At 71.7% G+C, this 20,891-nt stretch carries 22 protein-coding genes and 1 tRNA gene; 12 read left to right on the top strand and 11 right to left on the bottom strand.

Translation table 11 applies throughout. From position 1 onward, the window contains the following. The first annotated feature begins 273 nt into the window (after positions 1–273). Together dnaB and FHS22_RS30075 are read left to right on the top strand one after the other, a co-directional pair. Positions 274–2,919 carry a replicative DNA helicase gene (gene dnaB, locus FHS22_RS30080; protein WP_338048014.1) on the top strand — a complete coding sequence of 882 codons (2,646 nt, stop codon included), beginning with the start codon at positions 274–276 and terminating at the stop codon, positions 2,917–2,919. Positions 2,920–2,935: 16 nt separating this feature from the next. Beyond that, the gene (locus tag FHS22_RS30075; RefSeq protein WP_221474287.1) at positions 2,936–3,286 is read left to right on the top strand and encodes a TetR/AcrR family transcriptional regulator C-terminal domain-containing protein; all 351 of its coding nucleotides are present in this window, start codon (positions 2,936–2,938) and stop codon (positions 3,284–3,286) included. Positions 3,287–3,303: 17 nt separating this feature from the next. Here FHS22_RS30075 and FHS22_RS30070 read toward each other — a convergent pair whose 3' ends face one another. Then, on the bottom strand, positions 3,304–4,047 hold the full coding sequence (locus tag FHS22_RS30070) for a phosphodiesterase (RefSeq protein ID WP_184947250.1): 744 nt from the start codon (positions 4,045–4,047) through the stop codon (positions 3,304–3,306). A gap of 265 nt (positions 4,048–4,312) precedes the next feature. Here FHS22_RS30070 and FHS22_RS30065 point away from each other — a divergent pair, with 265 nt between their 5' ends. Further along, entirely contained in the window at positions 4,313–5,527 is a 1,215-nt protein-coding gene (locus FHS22_RS30065; protein WP_184947247.1) for a DUF5685 family protein, read from the top strand. A 117-nt stretch (positions 5,528–5,644) separates the two neighbouring features. Here the strand turns inward: FHS22_RS30065 and FHS22_RS30060 are convergent, their stop codons facing one another. Next, a complete protein-coding gene (locus FHS22_RS30060) occupies positions 5,645–6,379 on the bottom strand; it encodes an ABC transporter permease (protein WP_184947245.1) in 735 nt (244 codons plus the stop codon). Then, on the bottom strand, positions 6,376–7,287 hold the full coding sequence (locus FHS22_RS30055; protein ID WP_184947242.1) for an ABC transporter ATP-binding protein: 912 nt from the start codon (positions 7,285–7,287) through the stop codon (positions 6,376–6,378). Before FHS22_RS30055 ends, FHS22_RS30060 begins: the two co-directional genes overlap by 4 nt. Before the next feature lie 156 nt (positions 7,288–7,443). Between FHS22_RS30055 and FHS22_RS30050 the strand changes: the two genes are divergently transcribed. Both FHS22_RS30050 and FHS22_RS30045 read left to right on the top strand, forming a co-directional pair. Further along, positions 7,444–8,970, top strand: a complete 1,527-nt coding sequence (locus tag FHS22_RS30050) for a sensor histidine kinase (protein ID WP_184947240.1) — start codon at positions 7,444–7,446, stop codon at positions 8,968–8,970. 25 nt (positions 8,971–8,995) lie between these two features. After that, positions 8,996–9,655 carry a response regulator transcription factor gene (locus FHS22_RS30045; RefSeq protein WP_184947237.1) on the top strand — a complete coding sequence of 220 codons (660 nt, stop codon included), beginning with the start codon at positions 8,996–8,998 and terminating at the stop codon, positions 9,653–9,655. Here FHS22_RS30045 and FHS22_RS30040 read toward each other — a convergent pair. Then, the gene (locus FHS22_RS30040) at positions 9,636–11,213 is read right to left on the bottom strand and encodes a methyl-accepting chemotaxis protein (protein ID WP_184947235.1); all 1,578 of its coding nucleotides are present in this window, start codon (positions 11,211–11,213) and stop codon (positions 9,636–9,638) included. The two genes, FHS22_RS30045 and FHS22_RS30040, sit on opposite strands and share 20 nt — an antisense overlap. A gap of 184 nt (positions 11,214–11,397) precedes the next feature. On the opposite strand from FHS22_RS30040, the gene dnaN reads away from it, so the two are divergent. Next, entirely contained in the window at positions 11,398–12,498 is a 1,101-nt protein-coding gene (dnaN, locus tag FHS22_RS30035) for a DNA polymerase III subunit beta (protein WP_184947232.1), read from the top strand. Positions 12,499–12,600: 102 nt separating this feature from the next. On the opposite strand, the gene FHS22_RS30030 is transcribed toward dnaN, so the two are convergent. The 6 genes from FHS22_RS30030 to upp form a co-directional block, all read right to left on the bottom strand. Continuing rightward, the gene (locus FHS22_RS30030) at positions 12,601–13,290 is read right to left on the bottom strand and encodes a FadR/GntR family transcriptional regulator (protein ID WP_184947229.1); all 690 of its coding nucleotides are present in this window, start codon (positions 13,288–13,290) and stop codon (positions 12,601–12,603) included. A gap of 109 nt (positions 13,291–13,399) precedes the next feature. Continuing rightward, positions 13,400–14,758 carry a helix-turn-helix domain-containing protein gene (locus FHS22_RS30025; RefSeq protein ID WP_184947226.1) on the bottom strand — a complete coding sequence of 453 codons (1,359 nt, stop codon included), beginning with the start codon at positions 14,756–14,758 and terminating at the stop codon, positions 13,400–13,402. 133 nt (positions 14,759–14,891) lie between these two features. Beyond that, positions 14,892–15,425 carry a PH domain-containing protein gene (locus tag FHS22_RS30020; RefSeq protein WP_184947223.1) on the bottom strand — a complete coding sequence of 178 codons (534 nt, stop codon included), beginning with the start codon at positions 15,423–15,425 and terminating at the stop codon, positions 14,892–14,894. Further along, positions 15,422–15,580 carry a hypothetical protein gene (locus FHS22_RS30015; protein ID WP_184947220.1) on the bottom strand — a complete coding sequence of 53 codons (159 nt, stop codon included), beginning with the start codon at positions 15,578–15,580 and terminating at the stop codon, positions 15,422–15,424. Before FHS22_RS30015 ends, FHS22_RS30020 begins: the two co-directional genes overlap by 4 nt. Positions 15,581–15,711: 131 nt before the next feature. Further along, positions 15,712–15,936 carry a hypothetical protein gene (locus tag FHS22_RS30010; protein WP_184947217.1) on the bottom strand — a complete coding sequence of 75 codons (225 nt, stop codon included), beginning with the start codon at positions 15,934–15,936 and terminating at the stop codon, positions 15,712–15,714. A 187-nt stretch (positions 15,937–16,123) separates the two neighbouring features. Next, on the bottom strand, positions 16,124–16,762 hold the full coding sequence (upp, locus tag FHS22_RS30005; protein ID WP_184947213.1) for a uracil phosphoribosyltransferase: 639 nt from the start codon (positions 16,760–16,762) through the stop codon (positions 16,124–16,126). Positions 16,763–16,922: 160 nt separating this feature from the next. Here upp and FHS22_RS30000 point away from each other — a divergent pair, with 160 nt between their 5' ends. The 4 genes from FHS22_RS30000 (at position 16,923) to FHS22_RS29985 (ending at position 18,524) form a co-directional block, all read left to right on the top strand. After that, entirely contained in the window at positions 16,923–17,432 is a 510-nt protein-coding gene (locus FHS22_RS30000; RefSeq protein WP_377297256.1) for a tRNA adenosine deaminase-associated protein, read from the top strand. A gap of 16 nt (positions 17,433–17,448) precedes the next feature. Then, positions 17,449–17,940: a tRNA adenosine deaminase-associated protein gene (locus tag FHS22_RS29995; RefSeq protein WP_184947208.1), complete on the top strand. Its 492-nt coding sequence runs from the start codon at positions 17,449–17,451 to the stop codon at positions 17,938–17,940. A gap of 29 nt (positions 17,941–17,969) precedes the next feature. Further along, entirely contained in the window at positions 17,970–18,413 is a 444-nt protein-coding gene (gene tadA, locus FHS22_RS29990; protein WP_184947205.1) for a tRNA adenosine(34) deaminase TadA, read from the top strand. A 24-nt stretch (positions 18,414–18,437) separates the two neighbouring features. Then, positions 18,438–18,524 (top strand) — tRNA-Ser (locus FHS22_RS29985). Between the two features lie 572 nt (positions 18,525–19,096). Here the strand turns inward: FHS22_RS29985 and FHS22_RS29980 are convergent. Further along, positions 19,097–19,321 (bottom strand): hypothetical protein, encoded by a 225-nt coding sequence (locus tag FHS22_RS29980; RefSeq protein WP_184947202.1) that lies wholly within the window; start codon positions 19,319–19,321, stop codon positions 19,097–19,099. Between the two features lie 282 nt (positions 19,322–19,603). On the opposite strand from FHS22_RS29980, the gene ypfJ reads away from it, so the two are divergent. Further along, positions 19,604–20,458, top strand: coding sequence for a KPN_02809 family neutral zinc metallopeptidase (gene ypfJ, locus FHS22_RS29975; protein WP_184947199.1), 855 nt, complete (start codon positions 19,604–19,606; stop codon positions 20,456–20,458). A 70-nt stretch (positions 20,459–20,528) separates the two neighbouring features. Then, on the top strand, positions 20,529–20,831 hold the full coding sequence (locus tag FHS22_RS29970; protein ID WP_184947196.1) for a type II toxin-antitoxin system VapB family antitoxin: 303 nt from the start codon (positions 20,529–20,531) through the stop codon (positions 20,829–20,831). Positions 20,832–20,891 lie beyond the last annotated feature (60 nt).

Genomic DNA, 20,891 nt, shown 5'->3' with positions numbered 1-20,891 from the left:
GCATGCGAAACCGGTATCGGCGTGTCGTCGCGACTTTCTTTTCTCCACAGGCAGTGGATGAAGTTTTCGCTGCTCAGAGCGTTATACCGGCCTGTGGATAACTATTATCCACAGGCCTGTCCCCAGGCTGCCCACACCCTTGGCCCGGAACTCCACACGTTATCCACAGGCCTGTCGACAGGCTGCGTTGCCACTGCTCCGGGGAGCGGCGAAACTGTCATACCGGTCGGCTACAACTGGGGATGGCAGGACCGCGAAGGAAGGGGGTGCGCGGTGAGCCTTGCGGATCCACCGGTCTTCGAGTCGGGGTTCGAGCGCACGCCGCCGAACAACATCGAGGCCGAGCAGTCCGTCCTCGGCGGCATGCTCCTGTCCAAGGACGCCATCGCCGACGTCGTGGAGATCGTGCGGTCCGACGACTTCTACCGCCCCGCCCACCAGATCGTCTTCGACATCATCACCGAGCTCTACGGCCGCGGCGACCCGGCCGACGCCGTCACCGTCTTCGACGAGCTGCAGAAGCGCGGCGAGGTCGCCCGGGTGGGCGGCGGCGCTTACCTGCACACGCTGACCGCCGTCGTGCCCACCGCCGCCAACGCGGGCTACTACGCCCGCATCGTCCGCGAGCAGGCCATCCTCCGCCGCCTCATCGAGGCCGGCACCCGCATCGTCTCCTACGGCTACGGCGGGCAGGACGAGGAGGTCGACGACCTCGTCGACCGCGCCCAGGCCGAGATCTACAAGGTCACCGAGCGCCGCACCTCCGAGGACTACGCCGCCCTGTCGGAGATCATGCCGGGCGCCCTCGACGAGCTGGAGGCCATCGGCAGCCGGAGCGGCCAGATGGTCGGCGTCCCCACGGGCTTCCAGGACCTCGACTCCCTCACCAACGGCCTCCACCCCGGCCAGATGATCGTCGTCGCCGCCCGTCCGGCGATCGGCAAGGCGCTCGCGCTCGACACGCCGCTGCCCACTCCCACCGGATGGACGACCATGGGAGAGGTCCGGGCGGGAGACCTCCTGATCGGTGCGGACGGCAAGCCCACCCGGGTGGTCGCGGCGACCGGCGTGATGCACGGACGCCCCTGCTACGAGGTGGAGTTCAGCGACGGGACGGTGATCGTCGCCGACGCGCAGCACCAGTGGCGGACGACCACGCGGGAGAGCCGCCGCCGGAAGGCGGACGCCGGCCGGTCCCTCCGCCGGTCCGCAGCGCCGGCCGAACACGTCACGAACGCCCCTGAGGCGTCGCCGGCGGAGCCCGGCGGGCCCGCCGCGCAGCGGGAGGTCCTCGCCGCTGCGGGAGCGGGGCTCCGCCACGTTCTCCGCACGGCGGGCAAGGAGGCCGGATCCACGGTGAAGGCTCCCCGGGCCGCCACCGGCCCGGCGCGGAGCCATGTCCGGAACACTCCGGCACGCTCGTGCGGACACCTCTCCGGAGCGCTGCACGCCCGGGTGATCCGGCCGGAGAACGCCGCCTCGACCGCGGTGCGCGACGACGTCGTCACCACAGAGGAGATCGCCGCCACGCTGCGCTGCGCTGCGGCGGACGGGCGGCCGAACCACGCGGTCGCCGTCGCGGCGCCGTTCCAGCTGGACGCGCAGGACCTGCCGCTGCCTCCGTACGCCCTGGGCGTCTGGCTGGGAGACGGCGACGGCGCCCGCTTCGTGCCGGACCCGGTCCCGGCGCCCGCGTGCTCCGGCTGCGGCGGCCCGTCCAGCGGCCTGCGGCGGTGCCGGACGTGCCGGGATCGTCACGGCACCGCGCAGGCGGTCCTGCGCTCGCTGGGGGTGCTCGGTGACAAGCACATTCCGCGCATCTACCTGCGCGCGTCCGAAGAGCAGCGGAGGGCGCTGCTGGCCGGTCTGCTGGGCACCGGCGGCCATGCGGGCGAGAACGGCCGGGCCCGGTTCGCCGTCATGGGCCGGAGGCTCGCCGAAGACGCGCTGGAGCTCGTTCTGAGCCTGGGACACCGGGCGACCATGAGGACGATGGAGGTCACGGACGGGAGGGCCGACTCCTCCCCCTGCTACGTGATCGACTTCGCTGCGGCGGAGAAGGCGCTCCGGCCGGCCCGCAAGGCCGGCCGCCGGGTGAGCCGAGCGCATCCGGCAAGCCCTGTCCGGTACATCGTGGACGTGCGACCCGTTCCCCCGGTGCCGGTGCGCTGCGTCGAGGTCGACAACGCCGACCACATGTACCTCGCGAGCAGGGCGTGCATCCCCACCCACAACAGCACGCTGGGTCTGGACTTCGCGCGATCCGCCGCCATCAAGCACGGCATGACGACGGTTGTGTTCTCACTGGAGATGTCCAGAAACGAGATCACGATGCGCCTGCTCTCGGCCGAGGCCAGGGTGGCGCTGCACTCCATGCGCTCGGGCTCGCTGACCGACGAGGACTGGGCCAAGCTGGCCCGGCGGATGGGCGAGGTGGCCGAGGCGCCGCTCTACATCGACGACTCGCCGAACATGTCGATGATGGAGATCCGGGCCAAGTGCCGCCGCCTGAAGCAGCGGCACGACCTGCGCTTCGTCATCATCGACTACCTCCAGCTGATGTCCTCGCCGAAGAAGACCGAGAGCCGCCAGAACGAGGTCTCCGAGATCTCCCGGGCGATCAAGCTGCTCGCCAAGGAGCTCGAGGTGCCGGTCATCGCGATCTCCCAGCTCAACCGTGGTCCGGAGCAGCGAACGGACAAGAGGCCCATGGTGAGCGACCTTCGCGAATCGGGATCGATCGAGCAGGATGCGGACATGGTCATCCTTCTCCACCGGGAGGACGCGTACGAGCGCGAGTCCCCCCGTGCCGGTGAGGCGGACCTGATCGTGGCCAAGCACCGTAACGGCCCCACCGCCACGGTCACCGTGGCCTTCCAGGGCCACTACAGCCGCTTCGTCGACATGGCCACCCACTGACCGTCCGGGTCGGCCGATGCGCGCGGAGGACGGCTCCGCATGCGGTGGACCCGCCGGTCAGGCGGCGGTGGCGGCCAGGGCGAGGACCAAGGACGACCTCGTCCTGCTCGCGGGCGACCACGTCTGGGACGAGGTCGAGCCGCCCGACCTCGCCGCCGCGGACCGGCGGACGGCGGCCACGAGGATGGCCGGCGGCCTGCACGCCATGCTCGGCAGGCACCCGTGGCTCGTGCAGGCCTTCGGCTCCTACCTCTTCTACGGCCCCGGCAAGGCCCGCCACGACGAGCACAGCCTGGCCGTCTTCGAGGCGGCCGGCTTCCGCGGCGCGGCGGCCGACCGGGCGGCCGACCGGGCGGCGGACCGGTAGGCGGCGCCGGAGAGCGGTCAGACGACCGGGCGGACGTGGGTGACGAGGTGGTCGCTGTCGAGGACGTGCAGGGCGAACTGCGGGGGCATGCCCGGGTCGACCGGGATCCGCCCGGTGGTCTCGGCGGGGATCAGCGCGGTGTTGATGACCCCGGGGGCGACCAGCAGGGGGAGGCCGGCGAACCGGGTGCTCGCCGGGGTGTGGGCGTGCCCGGCGAGCACGGCGACGACCCGGGGGTGGCGGCTCAGCACCTCCGCCAGCCGCTCGGGCTCGCGCAGGCCGATCGTGTCCACGTACGGGATGCCCAGCGGGGCTGCCGGGTGGTGCATGCCCACGACCGCCGGGGTGTCCGGCGACTCGGCGAGCACGGCGTCCAGCCAGGCGAGGGTCTCGTCCTCCAGGAAGCCCTCCGGACGCCCCGGGATGCTGGAGTCGCACAGCGCGATCGTGAGCCCGTCGAGCCGCAGGACCTGGTCGACCGGCCCGTCGCCGCCCCCGCCCTCGCCGAGGAGGACCTTCCGGAAGACCTGGCGGTCGTCGTGGTTTCCGGGGCACACGATCGTCGGCAGGCCGGAGTCCAGGAGCCCGCGCGCGGTCTCGTACTCCCCGGCCTCACCGTGGTCGGCGATGTCACCGGTCACGATGACGGCGTCCAGGGGGCCGGGCATGTCCGCCAGGCGCCGCATGACGGCCCGGGTCCGCTCGGCGCTGCCGGGGGAGCCGCCGATGTGGATGTCGCTCACGTGCGCCAGTGTCAGCATGCTCTCCAGGGTGCCACGCCGTACGGCGCCGCCGAAGGGGCGCGGTGGTCCGTTCCCGCGACGCCTCGTCTCCGCGGGCCCGTGGGCACTCCGGCCGTGGTCCTCCTGCGCGGTCTGCTCCGCCGTACCCGGGCCCCCGGGGAGCGGGGCGGCCGTCCGGAGGGCGGGTCCGGTCATACAACCAGGTGACATAGGGTCTGCAAGTCATTCTTAAGCCGCGTATGGAAGCTTTGTCGCACGTGACCGGTGCGACTGCGGGGTGAAGATGTTCGGGATCGTTCGGCCGTGCCGCCACGGCATGTGCGGAGGGCTGTTCGCGGCCTGGATGGCCCATCTGTGCGGGCTCTGCCTGGCGCTGCGCGACGAGCACGGCCACGCGGCCCGGCTGGTGACCAACTACGACGGGCTGCTGGTCTCGGTGCTGACCGAGGCGCAGTCCCCGGCCGCCTCCCCGCGCCGCAGGGCCGCCCCGTGCGCGCTGCGCGGCTTCTCCGGCGCCGAGGTGGTCGGCGCCCGGGCCGAGGGCGTACGGCTGGCCGCGGCGACCTCGCTGATCCTGGCCTCCGGCAAGATCCGCGACCACATCGCCGACCGCGACGGAGCCTACGCCCGGCGGCCGGTCGCCGCCGTCGCGGGCCGGATGGCCGCCCGCTGGGAGTCCTCCGGAGCCCGTACGGCCGCCGCCGTCGGCTTCGACCCCGGAGTGCTGGCCGACGCGGTGGAGCGGCAGACCCGGCTGGAGACCGAGCCCGGCCGCACCCTGCTGGAGCTGACCGGGCCGACCGAGGACGCGGTCGCGGCGGCGTTCGCGCACACCGCCGTCCTCGCGGGCAAGCCGCACAACGCCGAACCCCTGACCGAGGCCGGGCGCTGCTTCGGCAGGCTCGCCCACCTGGTGGACGCGGTGGAGGACCTGGAGGCGGACCGGGCGGCCGGCGCCTACAACCCGCTGCTCGCCACCGGGACCGGTCTCGCCGAGGCCCGCCGCCTCTGCGACGACGCGCTGCTCGGCCTCCGGCTGGCCGTGGCCGACCTGGACCTGCAGGAGCGGGGTCTGGTGAAGGCCCTGCTGGTGAAGGAGGTCCGCCGCTCGGTGGACCGGGTCTTCTCCCAGTCCTCTCCGGCGGCCTGCGCCCGCCCGGCCCCCGGCGGCACCGCGCAGGAGGCCGCCGCGGGTCCGCGAGGGAACGGCTCCCCGGAGGCCCCGCCCGTGGACGACCCCGGCACGGCCGCGCCCCGCGACCCGAGGCTGAAGCCGGAGCCCGGCTGCGGGCCCCGGCTCTGCTTCGCCCTCGGCTTCATGCTCTGCAGCTGCGGGCTCTACCGGCCGCCGTGGGACGAGGACCGCTACAAGTCCTGCGGCGAGCGCCTGGACTGCGGCGGCTGCGACGCCTGCGGCCAGTGCTGCGACGCCTGCTCGGGATGCTGCGACGCCTGCTCGTGCTGCGGCGAGGGCTGCGGCTGCGACTGCAACTGCTGATCCGCGCCGCCCGCGGCCGGCCGCGGGCGGCAGGACGCGGAAACGCCGCGGCCCGCCCGTTCCGAGGAGGAGCGGGCGGGCCGCGACGTGCGGGCGGGGCCGTGCCGGGGGCCCGGGTCACTGCCAGCGGAACAGCCGGGCGGCCAGCGCGCCGAAGGCCAGCAGGGTCGCGGCCATCACCACCAGGTGCAGCGTCTGCGGGGCGTGACCGGCCCAGGTGTCCCGGAGCGCCTGGGCGAACGGCGCCATCGGCAGGAAGTCGCCGATCCGCCGGACCAGGTCGGGCATCAGCTCCCGGGGGATCCACATGCCCGCCATGAACAGCAGCGGGAACATCAGGATCGAGCCGATGCCCGGCGCGGACTTGGCGGTGGGGGCCAGCGCGGCGATCAGCAGACCCAGCCCGAACAGCGAGGCGGTGCCGAGCAGGAACACCCCGGCGAAGGACAGCGGGCTCCCGGGGAAGGGGGTGCCGTGGACGAGGTGGCTCAGCCCGACCAGCAGGGCCGTGGCGACCACCGCGACCGCGAGGTTGTTGACGAGCTGGGCGACCAGCAGCCGGAACGGGCTGACCGGGGTGGTGGACATCCGGCGCAGCACGCCGCTCTCGCGGTAGGCCGCCAGCGTGCCGGGCAGCACGGTCAGCGCCATCGTCACCACCGCGAGGATCGTCATCATGGCGGGCAGGTGGTTGTCGATCACCCGCTGGCCGCCCATCTCCGGGCTGGCCTCCTGGAAGTCGGGGATCATGCCCAGACCGAGCAGGAGCCCGAGGGGGAGCAGGATCGCGAAGATCAGTGCGCCGGGCTCGCGGAGGAACAGCTTGGCCTCGACCAGGATCATCTTGTTCATCGGGCGTCTCCGTTGGTGATCTTCTTGCCGGTCAGGGCGAGGAACGCGTCGTCGAGGGTGGCCTGCTCGACGCGGAGGTCGGCGGGGACGACCCCGGCCGAGGCCAGGGCGCCGGTGACCGCGAGCAGCAGGTTGCCGTCGCCGGTGACCTCGACCCGGTCGCCGTCGCGGTGCACCCCGGTCACCTCGGGCAGCGCCTTCAGCACGGCGTCGTCGAGCGGACCGGAAGGGCGGAACCTGACGGTCTGCTGGTGCTCGATCCGGGAGATCAGCCCGGCCGGGCTGTCGATGGCGACCACCTTCCCGGAGTCGATCAGCGCGATCCGGTCGCAGAGCCGCTCGGCCTCCTCCATGAAGTGGGTGACCAGCACGATCGTCACGCCGCCGGCGCGGACCTGCTCGATGAGCTCCCAGGTGTCCCGGCGGGCCTGCGGGTCCAGGCCGGTGGTCAGCTCGTCGAGGATGGCCACGCGGGGGTCGCCGACCAGCGCCAGGGCGATGGACAGCCGCTGCTGCTGGCCGCCGGAGAGCTTGCCGTACCGGGTGTCGCGCTTGCCGGCGAGCCCGACGCGCTCCATCAGCGCCGCCGGGTCCACCGATGCCCTGTAGAAGGAGGCGTACAGGTCCAGGGCCTCCCAGACCTTGATCCGCTCGGGGAGCGCGGAGCTCTGCAGCTGCACGCCGAGCTGCTGCTTGAGGGCGTCGCCGCTCAGGCCGCCGAGTACCTTCACGCTTCCGGAGTCGGGGGTGCGCAGGCCGGCGACGCACTCGACGGTGGTCGTCTTGCCTGCGCCGTTGGGGCCGAGAACGCCGAAGATCTCGCCCTCCTCGACGGTGAACGACACGTCGTCCACCGCGAGCTGGTCGCGGTACCGCTTGCGGAGGTTGTCAACCTCGATCACCTTCATGACAACGACGGTAGAAACGGCGCGTCTCCGGCGTAATCGGTCTGACTACCGAGCGCGGGTCGGCCTGGGTACCGAGCGGGGGTGGGGATAACTCCACCCCCGTACGGTGCGCGACCCCACTGGCAGTACCCGGGCCGATCATCGAGACTTCATGGCATGAGGCGATACGCGGTGGCCACGGCCCGAGCCCTGCCCCTGGGGTTGCTGGCCCTGACGGACGTGGTTCTGACGGTCGTGGTCGTGCTGATGATCGTGCTCTCGTTCGCGCTGGGACTCATCTTCCTGTTCCCGCCGGGGGCCAGGATGCTCCGGCGGCGCACGGCGCTCGCCAGGAGGCTGAGCGACAGGTGGCTCGGGCGGGAGATCGGACCGTCCTACCTGCCGCCCCCGCCGCCGGTCCGGCGCCAGCCCGACGGGTGGTACCGCCACGACCGCCAGCTCTACAAGACACCCCGCGTGCCCGAGTGGAACAACCGCTGGAAGTGGATGTTCGGCGACCCGGCCACCTGGCGGGACCTGCTCTGGGTCACGCTCAACCCGCTGCTGGGCGCCGCCCTGCTGCTCCCCGTGATCGCCATCGGGTACGCCGTGTCCACGGCGCGGCAGGGGCAGCCGGTGGCGCTGCTCCTGGGTCTGATGGCCGTCGCCGCGACCGCCGCGACCCCCTGGCTGCTGCGCTTCTACGGCTGGTGGAACGAGATGCTGCTCGGCCCCACGGCCAAGTCCCTGCTGGCGAGCCGGATCCACAGCCTCAACCAGGCGCACCTGGAGACGGCCGACTCACAGGCGGCCGAGCTGCGCCGGATCGAGCGCGACCTGCACGACGGGGCCCAGGCCCGGCTGGTGGCCATCGGCATGACGCTCGGTGCCGTCGAGGCGCTGGTGGAGACCGATCCCACGGCAGCCAAGGCGCTGCTGGGCAAGGCGCGCGAGGCCTCCTCCACGGCGCTCACCGAGCTGCGCGGCCTGGTCCGGGGCATCCACCCGCCGGTGCTGTCCGAGCGCGGCCTGGGTGACGCCGTACGGGCCCTCGCCCTGGACAGCCCGTTGGAGGTCAAGGTCACCGTGGACCTGAAGACCCGCCCCGAGCCGCCCGTCGAGTCGGCCGCCTACTTCTCGATCAGCGAGCTGCTGACCAACGCGGTCCGGCACGGGGGCGCGGACCGCGTCTGGATCGACATCAGCAACCAGGGGAAGACCTTGCGGGTCACCGTCACCGACGACGGTTCGGGCGGGGCCGACCCGGCGCGGGGCAGCGGTCTGCGCGGAATCGAGCGGCGGCTGGCCGCCTTCGACGGGGTGCTGGCCATCAGCAGTCCGCCGGGCGGCCCGACGATCGTCACCGTCGACCTGCCGCATGCACTGGCCTGGGAGGACGACTCCGACAAGACGGCGCAGATGCCCAAGTGGAAATGGGCGATCGTCGGGTTCGGCTACGGCCTCGGCTGGCTCCCGCTCTTCCCGCAGGGAATCGTCACGGCGATCATGAAGATCATCGAGCATGAGAACAAGAGCTGGTTCTACATCCTCTACCTGCCCGAGCCGGTGCAGTGGCCGTTGATCATTTTCAACATCGCCCTCGGCATCGTCATGTACGGCGCGGCCGTGCTGATCCCGATCCAGCACTCCCGCGAACGGTGGATGGCCGAGGCCACCCCGCGCCGTCTATGGTTGCACCGGTGATCCCCCGCACTGTCCGGCCGGGCCGATGAGCGCCCGCGCCGTCATCGCCGAGGACCTCTACCTGCTCCGGGAGGGCCTGGTCCACCTGCTCCAGGCGCACGGCTTCGAGGTCGTCGCCGCCGTCGAGTCCGGCCCCGAGCTGCTGAAGGCGCTGACCACCGAGCGGCCCGACGTGGCCGTGGTGGACGTACGGCTCCCGCCCACCTTCACCGACGAGGGACTGCAGGCCGCGCTGGCCGCCCGCCGGGCCATCCCCGGCCTGCCCGTCCTGGTCCTCTCCCAGCACGTCGAGCAGCTCTACGCCCGCGAGCTGCTCGCCGACGGCTCCGGCGCGATCGGCTACCTCCTCAAGGACCGGGTGTTCAACGCCGAGCAGTTCGTCGACGCCGTGCGCAGGGTCGCCGCCGGGGGGACCGCGATGGACCCCGAGGTGATCGCCAAGCTGCTGGCCAGCACCGCCAGGCACGAGCCGCTCGGCGAGCTGACCCCGCGCGAGCGCGAGGTGCTGGAGCTGATGGCGGAGGGCCGCTCCAACACCGCCATCTCGCAGCGGCTCTTCCTCAGCGAGAGCGCGGTCGGCAAGCACACCGCCGGCATCTTCACCAAGCTGGGCCTGGCCCCCTCCGACGACGACAACCGCCGTGTCCTGGCCGTGCTGACCTACCTCAACGCCGCCCGGTCCTGAACCGGCCGGTGACCTCGCGCAGCCGGTCGGCGGTCTCCGCGAGCTGCCGGACCGAGGCGGTGACGGCGCCGGTGGCGTCGGCCATGCGCTCGGTGGAGGCCATGTTGGCCCCGGCGAAGGAGCCGACCTCGTCGAGCGTCTCGCGCAGCGTCGTGGTGCCGCCGGCGATCCGCTCGAAGGCGCCGCGGGCGTGCTCGTCGACGACCAGCACGGCCTCGCCGCTGCTGTGCTGGATCTCGGCCACCACGTTCGCGATGGACTGGGCCGCCTTGCTGCTCTCCTCGGCGAGCGCGCGGACCTCTCCCGCGACCACGGCGAAGCCGGAGCCGTGCACGCCGGCGCGGGCGGCCTCGATGGAGGCGTTCAGCGCCAGCAGGTTGGTCTGCCCCGCGATGCGGGAGATGGTGTCGACGATGTCGCTGATCCGGCCGGACTTCTCGTCGAGGTCCCGCATGACCCGCGTGAGCTGCTGAACGGTGCCGATGCCCTCCTCGACCAGGCCGGAGGTCTGCTCGGCGGCGCGCCGGGCCTGGCCGACGAGGTCGACCTGGCGCTCGGCGTTGCCGACCACCTCGCCCACGGCGGCGCGTACGTCCTCGGAGACGCCGGACAGCTCCCGAGAGGCCGTGTCGAGCGCGCCCGCCGAGTGGCGGACCTGCCCGATCGAGTCGTTCAGGTTGCGCACCATGGAGTCGAACGCCTGCCCCAGGCGGTCCTCGGCCGACTTCGGCGCCGCGTCGACCGCCAGGTCGCCGTCGGCCATCTGCTGGGACACCCCGGCCATCGCGTTCAGGTACTCCACCATGCGGTCGAAGGCCGCCGCGACCTCGGCGATCTCGTCGTCGGCCGCGACCTCGATCCGCTGGTCGAGGTCGCCGCGGGCGATGCGGTCGGCCGCCGCGGACAGGTCGCGCAGCCCGGTGGAGATGCGCCGGGCCAGCACCCGGCGGACGAGCAGGGAGAGGCCGACCGCGGCCGCCAGCAGCACGGCCAGCGTGGTGAACCCGATGACGACGTCGAGGCCGGCCTCGTCACGGCTCTCCGCGGCGGCCCTGACGTCCAGCTCCCTGAGGGTCTTCAGGCCCTCCTTGAGGTCGTCCCACCGCTCGTCGCCGGCGCCGCCGTCGAAGGTCGCGCGGGCGGCCGCGAAGTCCCCGCCGTCGGCCAGCCCGGCCAGCGGGCCGGTCACCCGGACGTAGTCGGTCCAGGAGCGCTCGTAGGCGGCCACCGCGGCGAGATGCGCCTCGTCCAGCGGCAGCGCGCGGAACTCGGCGAACAGGCCCTTCATCTCGGCGTCCTCCTCGGCCATCGCCTCGACGGTCGCCGCCCGCTCCTCGTCGCCCGCGGGCAGGGCGAGGTACTCCCACTGCTCCTTGCGGTACTTGTTCATCAGCCCGTCGACCTTGCCGGTGAGCTGCGCACCCGGCATACCGGCCTCGGCGAGGTCGCTCACCGCGGAGGAGGCCTGCCACAGGTGCCACGCGGAGGTGGCCGCGGGCAGCAGCAGCATGCCGATCACCATGGCGAAGCCGAGGCGCAGCGCCTTGTCGATGGTCATCCGTGCCAGCACACGCTGTATCGCGTTCACTCCGTTGCTCATGGCTTCACCATCGGCACGGGGCCCGCGGACCTGAGGACCGCCGGTCGCCGGGCTCACCCGAATGCCGGATATGGATGTTCTGTCGGTGGGACCGGCTACCGTTCTGGGAAGTACGGCATCCGCGCGAAGAAGGGGTTCCCAGGTGAAGTTCCGGGTCGACCGCGATGTCCTGGCCGATGCTGTGGTCTGGGCCGCCCGCATGCTGCCGGGCCGCCCGGCGCTCCCGGTGCTCTCGGGCCTGCTCCTGGAGGCGGCCGGAGAGGAGATCGTGCTCTCGGCCTTCGACTACGACGTCTCCGCCCGCGCGGCGGTGGAGGCCGAGGTGGAGGAGGCGGGCCGGGTGCTGATCCCCGGCCGAATCCTCGCGGAGATCACGCGGAGCCTGCCCGACGAGCCGGTGGAGATCGTCACCACGGGGTCGGAGGCGGTGCTGACCTGCGGAAGCGCGGAGTTCGGCCTGCTGACCATGCCGGTGGAGGACTTCCCGACGCTGCCCGCGATGCCGCCCAGGATCGGCGCGATCGGCGGCGGGGTCTTCGCGGGCGCGGTCGCGCAGGTCGCCCCGGCGGCCAGCCGCGACGAGACCCTCCCCATGCTGACCGCCATCAGGGTCGACGTCTCCGGCGAGCGCGTGACCATGGCCTCGACCGACCGCTACCGCATCGCCGCCAGGGACTTCGACTGGCGCCCCGAGCGGCCCGACGTGACGGCCGCGGCTATGGTGCCCGCCCGGGTGCTCGTCGAGGTGGCCAGATCGCTGCGGGGAGGTGAGGTGGCGGTGTCCATGGGCGAGGGCATCGCCGGGTTCGAGAGCGTCGGCAGGAGCATCACGGTCCGCCTGCTGGACGAGCAGTTCATCGACTACCACACGCGCCTGGCCGGCGACTGGTCCATCCGGGCCGACCTGCGGGTGGCCCCGTTCGTCGAGGCGATCAAGCGGGTGGCGCTGGTCGCCGGGAGCAACACCGCGATCAACCTGTCGTTCGGCCCGGGCCGGGTGGTGGTCCAGGCGGGCGGCGGCGACATCGGCCGGGCCACGGAGACGGTGGACGCGGAGCTGTCCGGCGACGACCTCAGGATCGCCTTCCAGGCGCAGTTCCTGCTGGACGGCCTGTCCGGGGTCGAGACCGAGCTCGCCCGGCTCAACATGGAGTCCTCGACCCGGCCCGCGCTCATCGCCGAGGTCCCCGGCGACGCCGACCCCGCCTTCCGCTATCTCGTCATGTCCCTGCGCCAGACCTGAGGGCCCGGGTCCGGTGGGAGGGGGCCCACCGGCGTTCACGGGGCCGGGAGGCCTCCCGGCCGAGGAGGGCGGCGCACGCCGGGCGGCGGCGCCGCACGCCTGTCAGGAGGGCAGCTCCTGGGCGTCGGTCAGCGCGATCAGGATGTGCTCCATGCACGCGTGGCCCGCCCGCTCGGCTGCGCTCGCGTCACCGGCGGCGATGGCGCGGGCGATCGCGTCGTGCGGGATGTAGCTGCTGTTGATCGAGGTGCCCGCGGCGGTGATGCTGGCGCGCAGGGCCGTGGAGAAGTCCTCGTAGAGGTCGATCAGGACGCGGTTGTGCGTGGCCTGCACGACCGCGACGTGGAAGGCGAGGTCGGCCTCGACGAACCCGTTGGGCTCACCGGCCTCCCAGGCTTTCTCCCGCGCGGTCAGCGCGGCCTCGATCGCGGCGATGTCGTCGCCGGTGCGCCGGGTGGCGGCCAGCCGTGCGGCCTCCACCTCCAGCGCCCGCCGCACCTCCAGGATCTCGAGCTGCTCGGCGGCGCGCAGCCGCCGCTGCATGGCCCCGGAGAGCTCGCTCGTGGCCCGGACGTAGGTGCCGTCGCCCTGGCGGCACTCCAGCAGGCCCGCGTGGGTGAGCGCCCGCACGGCCTCGCGGACGGTGTTGCGTCCGACCCCCAGCTGCTCGGCGAGCACCGTCTCGGTGGGGATCTTGGCGTTCATCTGCCAGGAGCTCGATGTGATCTGCTCTTTGAGCTGATCGATCACCTGGTCGACGAGGGACGCTCGCTGCGCCGTACGCAGACTCACAGTCCGCCTCCTCTGGGGGAACCAATCATCCTATGAGTCAATGACTGATAGACCCTAATTATTCCAGAGGCATAAAACCAAATCTGGAGCTCCAGCAGCAAGGAAGGTCTTACCGGACCAGCGCCGAATCCACGGTCATCCCGGTGAGCAGGCCGTGGACCCCGACTGCTTCCAGAGCCTTACGATACGCGCTCGTCTGCTCTTCTCCCGCACCGGCCCGGCCGTACAGGTCGCCGAGCCGGCGCCAGGTCCGCGCGGACTCGCGGTCGGCTCCGAGGGGAGCGGACCGGAGGCCGGACAGGAGGTTCCTGGCGGCGTCGAGGTGGGAGAGGGCTCCGCCGTCGCCGCGCGCGAGCGCGATCTCGGCGAGGACCAGCAGGGCGCCGGCGCCGGTGACTCCGGAGCTGCTCCCCGCCAGGTCGAGGACCGAGGCGGACAGGCGGGACGCGCCGTCCAGGTCGCCGCTCCTCAGCTCCACGGAGGCGAGCACGACCAGGCTCTCGGCGCGGTCGGGGGCGTGCCGGGAGAACGCTCCAAAGACCTCGCCCGCGGCGGTCGCGAGCTCACGGGCCTCGTCGAGCGACCCTCCGTCGAGGGCGGCGGCGAGACGCGACCACTCCATCGCGATGCGCGCCAGCTTGACCGCCATCCGGGCCGGGCGCCCGGTCGCGATCGCGTCGTCGGCGAGGCGGACGGCCAGCGCGGAGTCCTCCCCTTCCGCGGCGGCGACACTCGCCCGCCAGAGGCCCTGGATCTCCTCGTCCCGGACGGTCACGGCCGGCACGCCGTTGGCCTGGACGACCCGCCGGACGAAGGCCAGGCCGGGTGAGCCCGGCCCGTGCGGGGCCTCGGTCTCCAGCAGGGAGGCGGCGAGGTCCACGGCGATCTCGCCCTGGGTGAGGGCGAGCCGGTTGACCTGGGTCAGCGCGTCGGCGGCCAGGTCGCGGGCGCGCAGGACGTCTCCGCCGTGCCGGTAGCACCGGCTCAGGGCGATCGTCAGGGGCAGGCCCGCCAGGCGCTCGGGATGGGCGGCCGCCTCGCGGCGGAGCCGCTCAAGAGCCTCGACCGCCGCGTCGATCCTGCCCTGGGCCTCCAGGGCGCGCGCCCGGCCGAGCCGCGCGTGGGCGGCCAGCACGGCGTTCTCCTCGCCCGCGGCCTTGACGATCTCACCGAAACGCTCGGCCGCCGCGGCGGGGTCGCCGTGGTGCAGCTCCAGCTCCGCGTGGCGCAGGCCGAGCTCGGTGTCGATGCGCTGGCGAGGCTCGATGCCGTGCAGCAGGAACTCGGTGGTGCACCCTAAACGCTCCGCGAGCAACCGCGCGACCACGGGCGTGGGGGTGCGCTTGCCCGACTCGATAAGGGAGACGTAACTGTCGGAAAGGTCCGGCCCGGCGAGCTGGGCCTGCGACATACGCCTGCTCAGCCGCAGGCCGCGGACGCGGTCACCGATGGTTCCCTGACTCGGCATCTGATCTCTCAGGGCGGGGGATGGTCAATGTCTCCGCCATGATTGCATGAAGAAGTCGAATAGGGTAACCCCGCGGCGAGAATCTTCGGGCCGGGTGCTCCTCTTCTGTTACGCCATAGCGGGCATGAGGGGATTAATCATCCGAGTCGTTCGCGTTGGGAAATAGCATCTGGCAGACCTCCAGGTAGAGGGTCTCCGGATACGGGATGTATGTGACGGTCGACAATGCCTGGTCCTGACCGGCTGATTCGAGGATGAACTCCCCGTATCCCAGCATTCGGCCCGCCAGAGAGCGCTGGAAGCTCATGTCGGTCACCTTGGTGAGCGGCATCATGGCGACCTTGCGCGTGATCAGGCCGGTCGTGAGCAGCATGCGCTTGGACGTCACCACGAAGTAGTCGACCGACCACTCGGCCAGCTTCCACACGAAGCGGATCAGGATCAGCAGCCACGCCCACCAGACGACGAAGATCCCCTCGCCGGCGCCCTGGTTGCCGAGCCAGGTGCTGACGATGCCGGCGATGACGAGCCCGCCGAAGACCTCCGCGATGGGACGGATCAGGATGGCCGGGTGGCGCCGGACCATGATGACCTGGTGCTCGTGGGGGAGGAGGTAGCGGTTGACCGACGAGGGGGCGGAGTCCCCGTGGGTCACGAGTCTGCTCATGACAGGTGGGAGACGAATCGAGCCAGCGAGTCGGCCGCGTCGTACACCGAGTCGAGGGCGCCTCTGACCGCTCCCGCCGCGTCATCCGGTCTTTTGAACAGGAAGAATGCGACGAAGGCGATGGTTCCGTACTTCAAAACCTTCTTGACCTGCACTTGGGCCTCCTGCCGCCACTCACCCACTGCACCCGACGTATACATTACCCACACCGTTCGTGGGGTAAAGCGCCTCGGCCGATCCGGTCTTCCGCTCGTCGCGGAAACGGTGCCGGACCGGCGGGATCAGGTCACTCGCGCCCGCTCGCGACCAGCGCGAGGACCTGGAGGTGCTTGCGGGCGATCCGCTCGACCAGCCCGGGGTGGGCGTAGCCGGTGATCTCCAGCGCGCCGTAGTGGGCCGCGTCGATGCAGCGGGTCACGGTGGAGGCCGGGTGGACCGCGGAGAACTCCTCCCGCAGCGCGGCGCTGACGTCCGCGTAGGGGTCCGGCTCCGGGATGCTTCGCTCGCTCACTGTTCTCCCTGGTGTGCGCCCATGGTCGTGTCGACGGGGCGCGGAAGAGATGTCCTCAGGCACCCTCCGTACCCACGCAAACGCAGATTGTAACGATCGGATGACGGAAACGGCCTCGCGACCTGCGGGAGAAACACGGGGAACGGGCGGCGCCCACGGGCCGGGCCCGGGGAGCCGCCGCGGATCCTCAGACGACGCCGTAGAGGCGGTCGCCGGCGTCCCCCAGCCCGGGGACGATGTAGCCGTGCTCGTTCAGCCGCTCGTCGAGGGCGGCCGTCACCAGGCGGATCGGCCTGCCGCTGCCGGCGAACACCCGGTCCATGTGGGCGATGCCCTCGGGCGCGGCCAGCAGGCACAGCGCGGTCACGTCCTCGGCCCCGCGCTCGAAGAGGAACTCGACCGCCGCGGCCAGGGTGCCGCCGGTGGCCAGCATCGGGTCGACCACGTACACCTGGCGCCCGGACAGGTCGTCGGGGAGCCGGGTGGCGTAGGTCTCCGCCTGCAGGGTCGACTCGTTGCGGATCATCCCCAGGAAGCCGACCTCGGCGGTCGGCAGCAGCCGGGTCATCCCGTCGAGCATGCCGAGTCCCGCGCGCAGGATCGGGACGACCAGGGGATAGGGGTGCGCGAGCCGTACCCCTCCGGCCGGGGCGACGGGGGTCCGCACCGTCACCTCGCTGACCCGGACGTGCCGGGTCGCCTCGTAGGCGAGCAGGGTCACGAGTTCGTCGGCGAGGCGCCGGAAGGTGGGCGAGTCCGTGTTCGCGTCCCGCAGGACGGTCAGCTTGTGCGCCACGAGCGGGTGGTCAACGACCAGGGTCTCCATGACCGTCAACGGTATCCCGGACGCTCCCCCCGGGGATAACGGAGCACGGGTGACACGTGCCACGGGTGGGATTTGATCACAATTTAGGCGGAGAGGCATACGGCCATGCCTTGCGTCTGGAACCATTGACATCCGTACAGGCCGCTCGGTGGGGATGACGATGACAGACGAAGATGCGCTCGACTTCGCCATCGTGGTCTATCGCGAGGACGACCGGTGGGAGGCGGAGATGCTTCCCGTGGCGCTCACCTCCGATCTCCACGGGCTGATCCACGCCCTGCGCCAGCAGCCGAGCATGAGCGGCGCGATTGGCCTGGTCGCCGTGGGGGATGAGTTCTTCGTGGCGCTACGGGTGTTCGGTGAGCAGGTGGAGGTCTTCCTCTCCGACGTCGCCGCGTCCTGGGACTTCCCGCTCGCGCGGCAGGTGCTGGAGTACCTCGACGTCCCGGTGCCCGACGAGGACGAGCTCGACGCGATCCTGCAGGACGAGGAGACGGCGCTCCCCGCGGGAGACCTGTCGATCTTCGCCGACCTGGGGCTCGACGAGATGGAGCTCGGCGTCCTGTCCGGGGACATCGACCTGCTCCCCGAGGACGTGCTGTCCAGCATCGCGGCGCGGCTGGGCTTCTCCGAGCCGTTCGAACGCGCCATCGACTCAGTGTTCGGCTGACCCCAGGAGATCGGCCATGGCCTCCAGACCTTCCGGCAGCAGCGTCTTCTCGGCAGCGTTCGTCCGCACCGCAAGCGGCTGGCGGGGCGCCGAGGTCGACCTCGGCCGGGCCGAGATCGTCGACGACTTCGGCGACGCGGTGCAGGAGCACCTCGGTCTCGACGGCGACGAGCTGGCCCTGCTCTGCGTCGAGGTGGAGGACGAGTGGTTCGCGCTCGTCCGCTACCAGGGGGACGAGGAGCCCCGGGCCTTCCTGTCGGACGCCCAGGCCGGGCTCACCGACGACCTCGGCGAGCTCTTCGGGGAACTGGCCGGGGTCGCGCCCGACACGGACACGCCCGAGGTGGGCGTACGGCCGGCGGGCGACTTCGAGCTCCTGAGCGACCTGGGGGTGAGCCCCGAGGAGCTCATCGAGCTCAGCATGGAGGAGGGCGCGCTCCCGGCGGACACGCTCTCGGTGATCGCCGAGAGGCTGGCCTTCGCCGACGAGCTCGACCGGCTGCGCTGACGGGCGCGTTGAGCGGCTACGCCCCCGCGATGCGGCTCGCGCTGGCGCAGGCCGTACGGGCCGGCGAGCGCGGGGAGGTGCCGGTCGGCGCGGTCGTCCTCGGACCGGACGGCGCGGTGCTGGCGCAGGCGGGCAACGACCGGGAGTCCCTGCGCGATCCGACCGCCCACGCCGAGGTGCTCGCCCTGCGCGAGGCGGCGCGCGGACGCGGCGAGTGGCGGCTGGGCGGCTGCACCCTGGTGGTCACGCTGGAGCCGTGCACGATGTGCGCGGGGGCGGCGGTGCTGGCCCGGGTCGAGCGGGTCGTGTACGGGGCGGTGGACGCCAAGGGCGGTGCGGCGGGGTCGCTCTGGGACGTGCTCAGGGACCGCCGGCTCAACCACCGCCCCGAGGTCGTCATGGGCGTGCTGGCGGACGAGTGCGCCGCGGTTCTCACGGGGTTCTTCGCCGCCCGCCGTACGCGCGAGCAATAGCGGTTATCCGGTAAGCTGCTCGGCGGTGGTGTCGCCTAGTGGCCGAGGGCGCACGCCTCGAAAGCGTGTGATGGGGCAACTCATCCGTGGGTTCAAATCCCACCACCACCGCCGCTAAAAGGGCCTCTGACCTGCGCAAGTGAGTCAGAGGCCCTTCGCATATCAAGATCATGGGGGCACGGCCCTCCCGCTAATCTTGAGATGCGGCCCGGGTGGCGGTGACGCCTCTGATGGGGACGGGATCACACGTCAGCCGGTGATCCCGTGCGCTGGGCCGGCAGATCGGGGTCCATGCGGCGAATGGGGACCGTGGCCTGGGCGACGACCTTCTGCTGCGGATCGATCGGTTCACCTGGGTTGGGATCTACTCATCCTCGGGTTGCTCTGCCGTTCCATCGACCGGACGCGTGACGAAGGTCCCCTTGCCGTGGACGACGCGGACCATTTCCGTTCCCGGAGCTCCTTCATCGCTCTCCTGACGGTCATTCGCGCCCGGCGGGGAGTTCGTGGCGCCGGTTCGAGGTCGTTCGGTGAGAAGTGCACGTCGAATCGCGCCAGGGAACGTGCACTCCTCACCGAACGACCTCTGGTCGTCAGGTTGCGGGCGGGGCCGCGCCGCCGAGCCGTACCAGGTGGGCAGCCCGGGTGGGGCCGGGGAAGCGGCCCGGCGGCGCGGGGCTTGTTCACTCCTGGGGGGCGGCGTCCGTGCGGAGCCAGCGGGGCAGGAGGGACTGGACCGCGGGGATCGCCATGATCCGGGCGAAGGCCCCGGAGACCGCGAGGGCGGCGGCGACTCCGGGCAGGGCCTCGGACACGCCCGTGGCGTCCACGATCAGCGGAAGGGCGGCGGAGACGCCCACGGCGGTCTGCAGGGCGGTCCGGACGGCTCGTTTGGTGTCGTCGGTCATGTTTCTCTCCTCAGGGGACGACCACGCCCGGGGGCGGGGAGGAAAAGGGGGAGAGGGTACGGCTCCCGCCGGCCGGCGCCGTATCCCGCGGGACGAGCGATCGCATCGAGGACATCAACGAAGTACCCGGCTGTGAGCTGCAATAATCACACAAAGTCAGGGGAATGAACGTAAAGTGATCGGTATGCGCCGCTCCGGCGGGCGGAGGGTGGAGCGGGCGGGCATGTCCGGCGCTTCTGGGGGCAGGGGAGGGCCGAAGCGGACTCGGAAGGGACGTCGGCGATGGATTTCAAGGACGATGTCCAGCTGGACACCTCGCAGGTCGAGAGCGGTGGCCGAGGCAGGATCCCCGGTGGCGGGCTCGCGGTCGGCGGGGGTGCGGCCGGGATCATCGCGCTCATCGTGGCGCTGATATTCGGGATCAACCCCGGCAACATCACCGGCGGGGACCCCGCGCCGGTGGGCCCGAGCTCGAACCTCGGGGAGCAGTGCAGGACCGGTCAGGACGCCGACCAGAACGAGGAGTGCCGGGTCGTCGGCGTGGTCAACAGCATCCAGGAGTACTGGCCCACGGCGATGGAGGGCTACCAGCCGGCGAAGACCGTGCTGTTCTCCGGCGCGACGAACACCGGCTGCGGCGCCGCCGACTCCTCGGTGGGCCCGTTCTACTGTCCGAACGACCAGCGGGTCTATCTCGACCTGAGCTTCTTCGACCAGTTGCAGAGCCGGTTCGGCGCCGAGGGCGGGCCGTTCGCCCAGGCGTACGTGATCGGCCACGAGTACGGCCACCACGTGCAGAACCTGACCGGCGTCCTCGGCCGCTCGCAGAACGACCGGCAGGGGCCGGAGAGCGGCGCGGTCCGGGTGGAGCTGCAGGCCGACTGCTACGCGGGGGCCTGGGCCAAGAACGCCTACGAGACCGGTCTGTTCGAGAAGCCGTTCACCCAGGCCGACATCGAGCAGGCGCTGAGCGCGGCCGCCGCCGTGGGCGACGACAACATCCAGGAACGCGCCCAGGGCCGGGTCGATCCGGAAGGGTTCACCCACGGGACCTCGGCGCAGCGCGTCAAGTGGTTCTCCACCGGTTACCAGACCGGCGATCCGGGCCGCTGCGACACCTTCTCCGGAGGGATCTGAGCCGGGCCTGCGACCTGCGGTGAAAAAGCATAAGCAGGCAAAGGTCCAGAATCTCTCCTAAAATACATGGGTGATCTTCAAGCAGGTCGGCGATGGACGGCCATACCCCGAACACGGCCTCTCCAACCGCGAGTGGGCGCAGATCCCGCCGCGGCAGGTCCGGCTCGACACCCTGATCACCACGAAGGCGGTGCTCGACCTGCACTCCCTGCTCGCCAAGGACTCCACGTTCTACGGCGACCTCTTCCCGCACGTGGTCCAGTGGCGCGGCGAGCTGTACCTGGAGGACGGCCTGCACCGCGCCCTGCGCTCGGCCCTGCACCAGCGCTCGGTCCTGCACGCCCGCGTCCTGGAACTCCCCTCCGACTCCTGAGTACGGCCCGCACGCGGACCGAGAACTTGCCGTGAGCACGAAAGATCGCCATATTCGGGC

Origin of the sequence: Thiemannella venezuelensis (genome assembly GCF_014203605.1) — a bacterium.
GTDB lineage: Bacteria > Actinomycetota > Actinomycetes > Streptosporangiales > Streptosporangiaceae > Planomonospora_A > Planomonospora_A venezuelensis.
Note: the sequence above shows the minus strand (reverse complement) of the source record. Positions and strands in the feature narration are given on the sequence as shown.

Coding starts and splice junctions, on each gene's coding strand:
- FHS22_RS30065 (WP_184947247.1), top strand. CDS start 4,313: ATGTTCGGGATCGTTCGGCCGTGCCGCCACGGCATGTGCGGAGGGCTG.
- FHS22_RS30045 (WP_184947237.1), top strand. CDS start 8,996: ATGAGCGCCCGCGCCGTCATCGCCGAGGACCTCTACCTGCTCCGGGAG.
- FHS22_RS30000 (WP_377297256.1), top strand. CDS start 16,923: ATGACAGACGAAGATGCGCTCGACTTCGCCATCGTGGTCTATCGCGAG.
- tadA (WP_184947205.1), top strand. CDS start 17,970: ATGCGGCTCGCGCTGGCGCAGGCCGTACGGGCCGGCGAGCGCGGGGAG.
- FHS22_RS30055 (WP_184947242.1), bottom strand. CDS start 7,287: ATGAAGGTGATCGAGGTTGACAACCTCCGCAAGCGGTACCGCGACCAG.
- FHS22_RS30070 (WP_184947250.1), bottom strand. CDS start 4,047: ATGCTGACACTGGCGCACGTGAGCGACATCCACATCGGCGGCTCCCCC.
- FHS22_RS30050 (WP_184947240.1), top strand. CDS start 7,444: ATGAGGCGATACGCGGTGGCCACGGCCCGAGCCCTGCCCCTGGGGTTG.
- FHS22_RS29980 (WP_184947202.1), bottom strand. CDS start 19,321: ATGACCGACGACACCAAACGAGCCGTCCGGACCGCCCTGCAGACCGCC.
- upp (WP_184947213.1), bottom strand. CDS start 16,762: ATGGAGACCCTGGTCGTTGACCACCCGCTCGTGGCGCACAAGCTGACC.
- FHS22_RS30060 (WP_184947245.1), bottom strand. CDS start 6,379: ATGAACAAGATGATCCTGGTCGAGGCCAAGCTGTTCCTCCGCGAGCCC.
- FHS22_RS29995 (WP_184947208.1), top strand. CDS start 17,449: ATGGCCTCCAGACCTTCCGGCAGCAGCGTCTTCTCGGCAGCGTTCGTC.
- ypfJ (WP_184947199.1), top strand. CDS start 19,604: ATGGATTTCAAGGACGATGTCCAGCTGGACACCTCGCAGGTCGAGAGC.
- FHS22_RS30040 (WP_184947235.1), bottom strand. CDS start 11,213: ATGACCATCGACAAGGCGCTGCGCCTCGGCTTCGCCATGGTGATCGGC.
- FHS22_RS30020 (WP_184947223.1), bottom strand. CDS start 15,425: ATGAGCAGACTCGTGACCCACGGGGACTCCGCCCCCTCGTCGGTCAAC.
- FHS22_RS30075 (WP_221474287.1), top strand. CDS start 2,936: ATGCGCGCGGAGGACGGCTCCGCATGCGGTGGACCCGCCGGTCAGGCG.
- FHS22_RS30025 (WP_184947226.1), bottom strand. CDS start 14,758: ATGCCGAGTCAGGGAACCATCGGTGACCGCGTCCGCGGCCTGCGGCTG.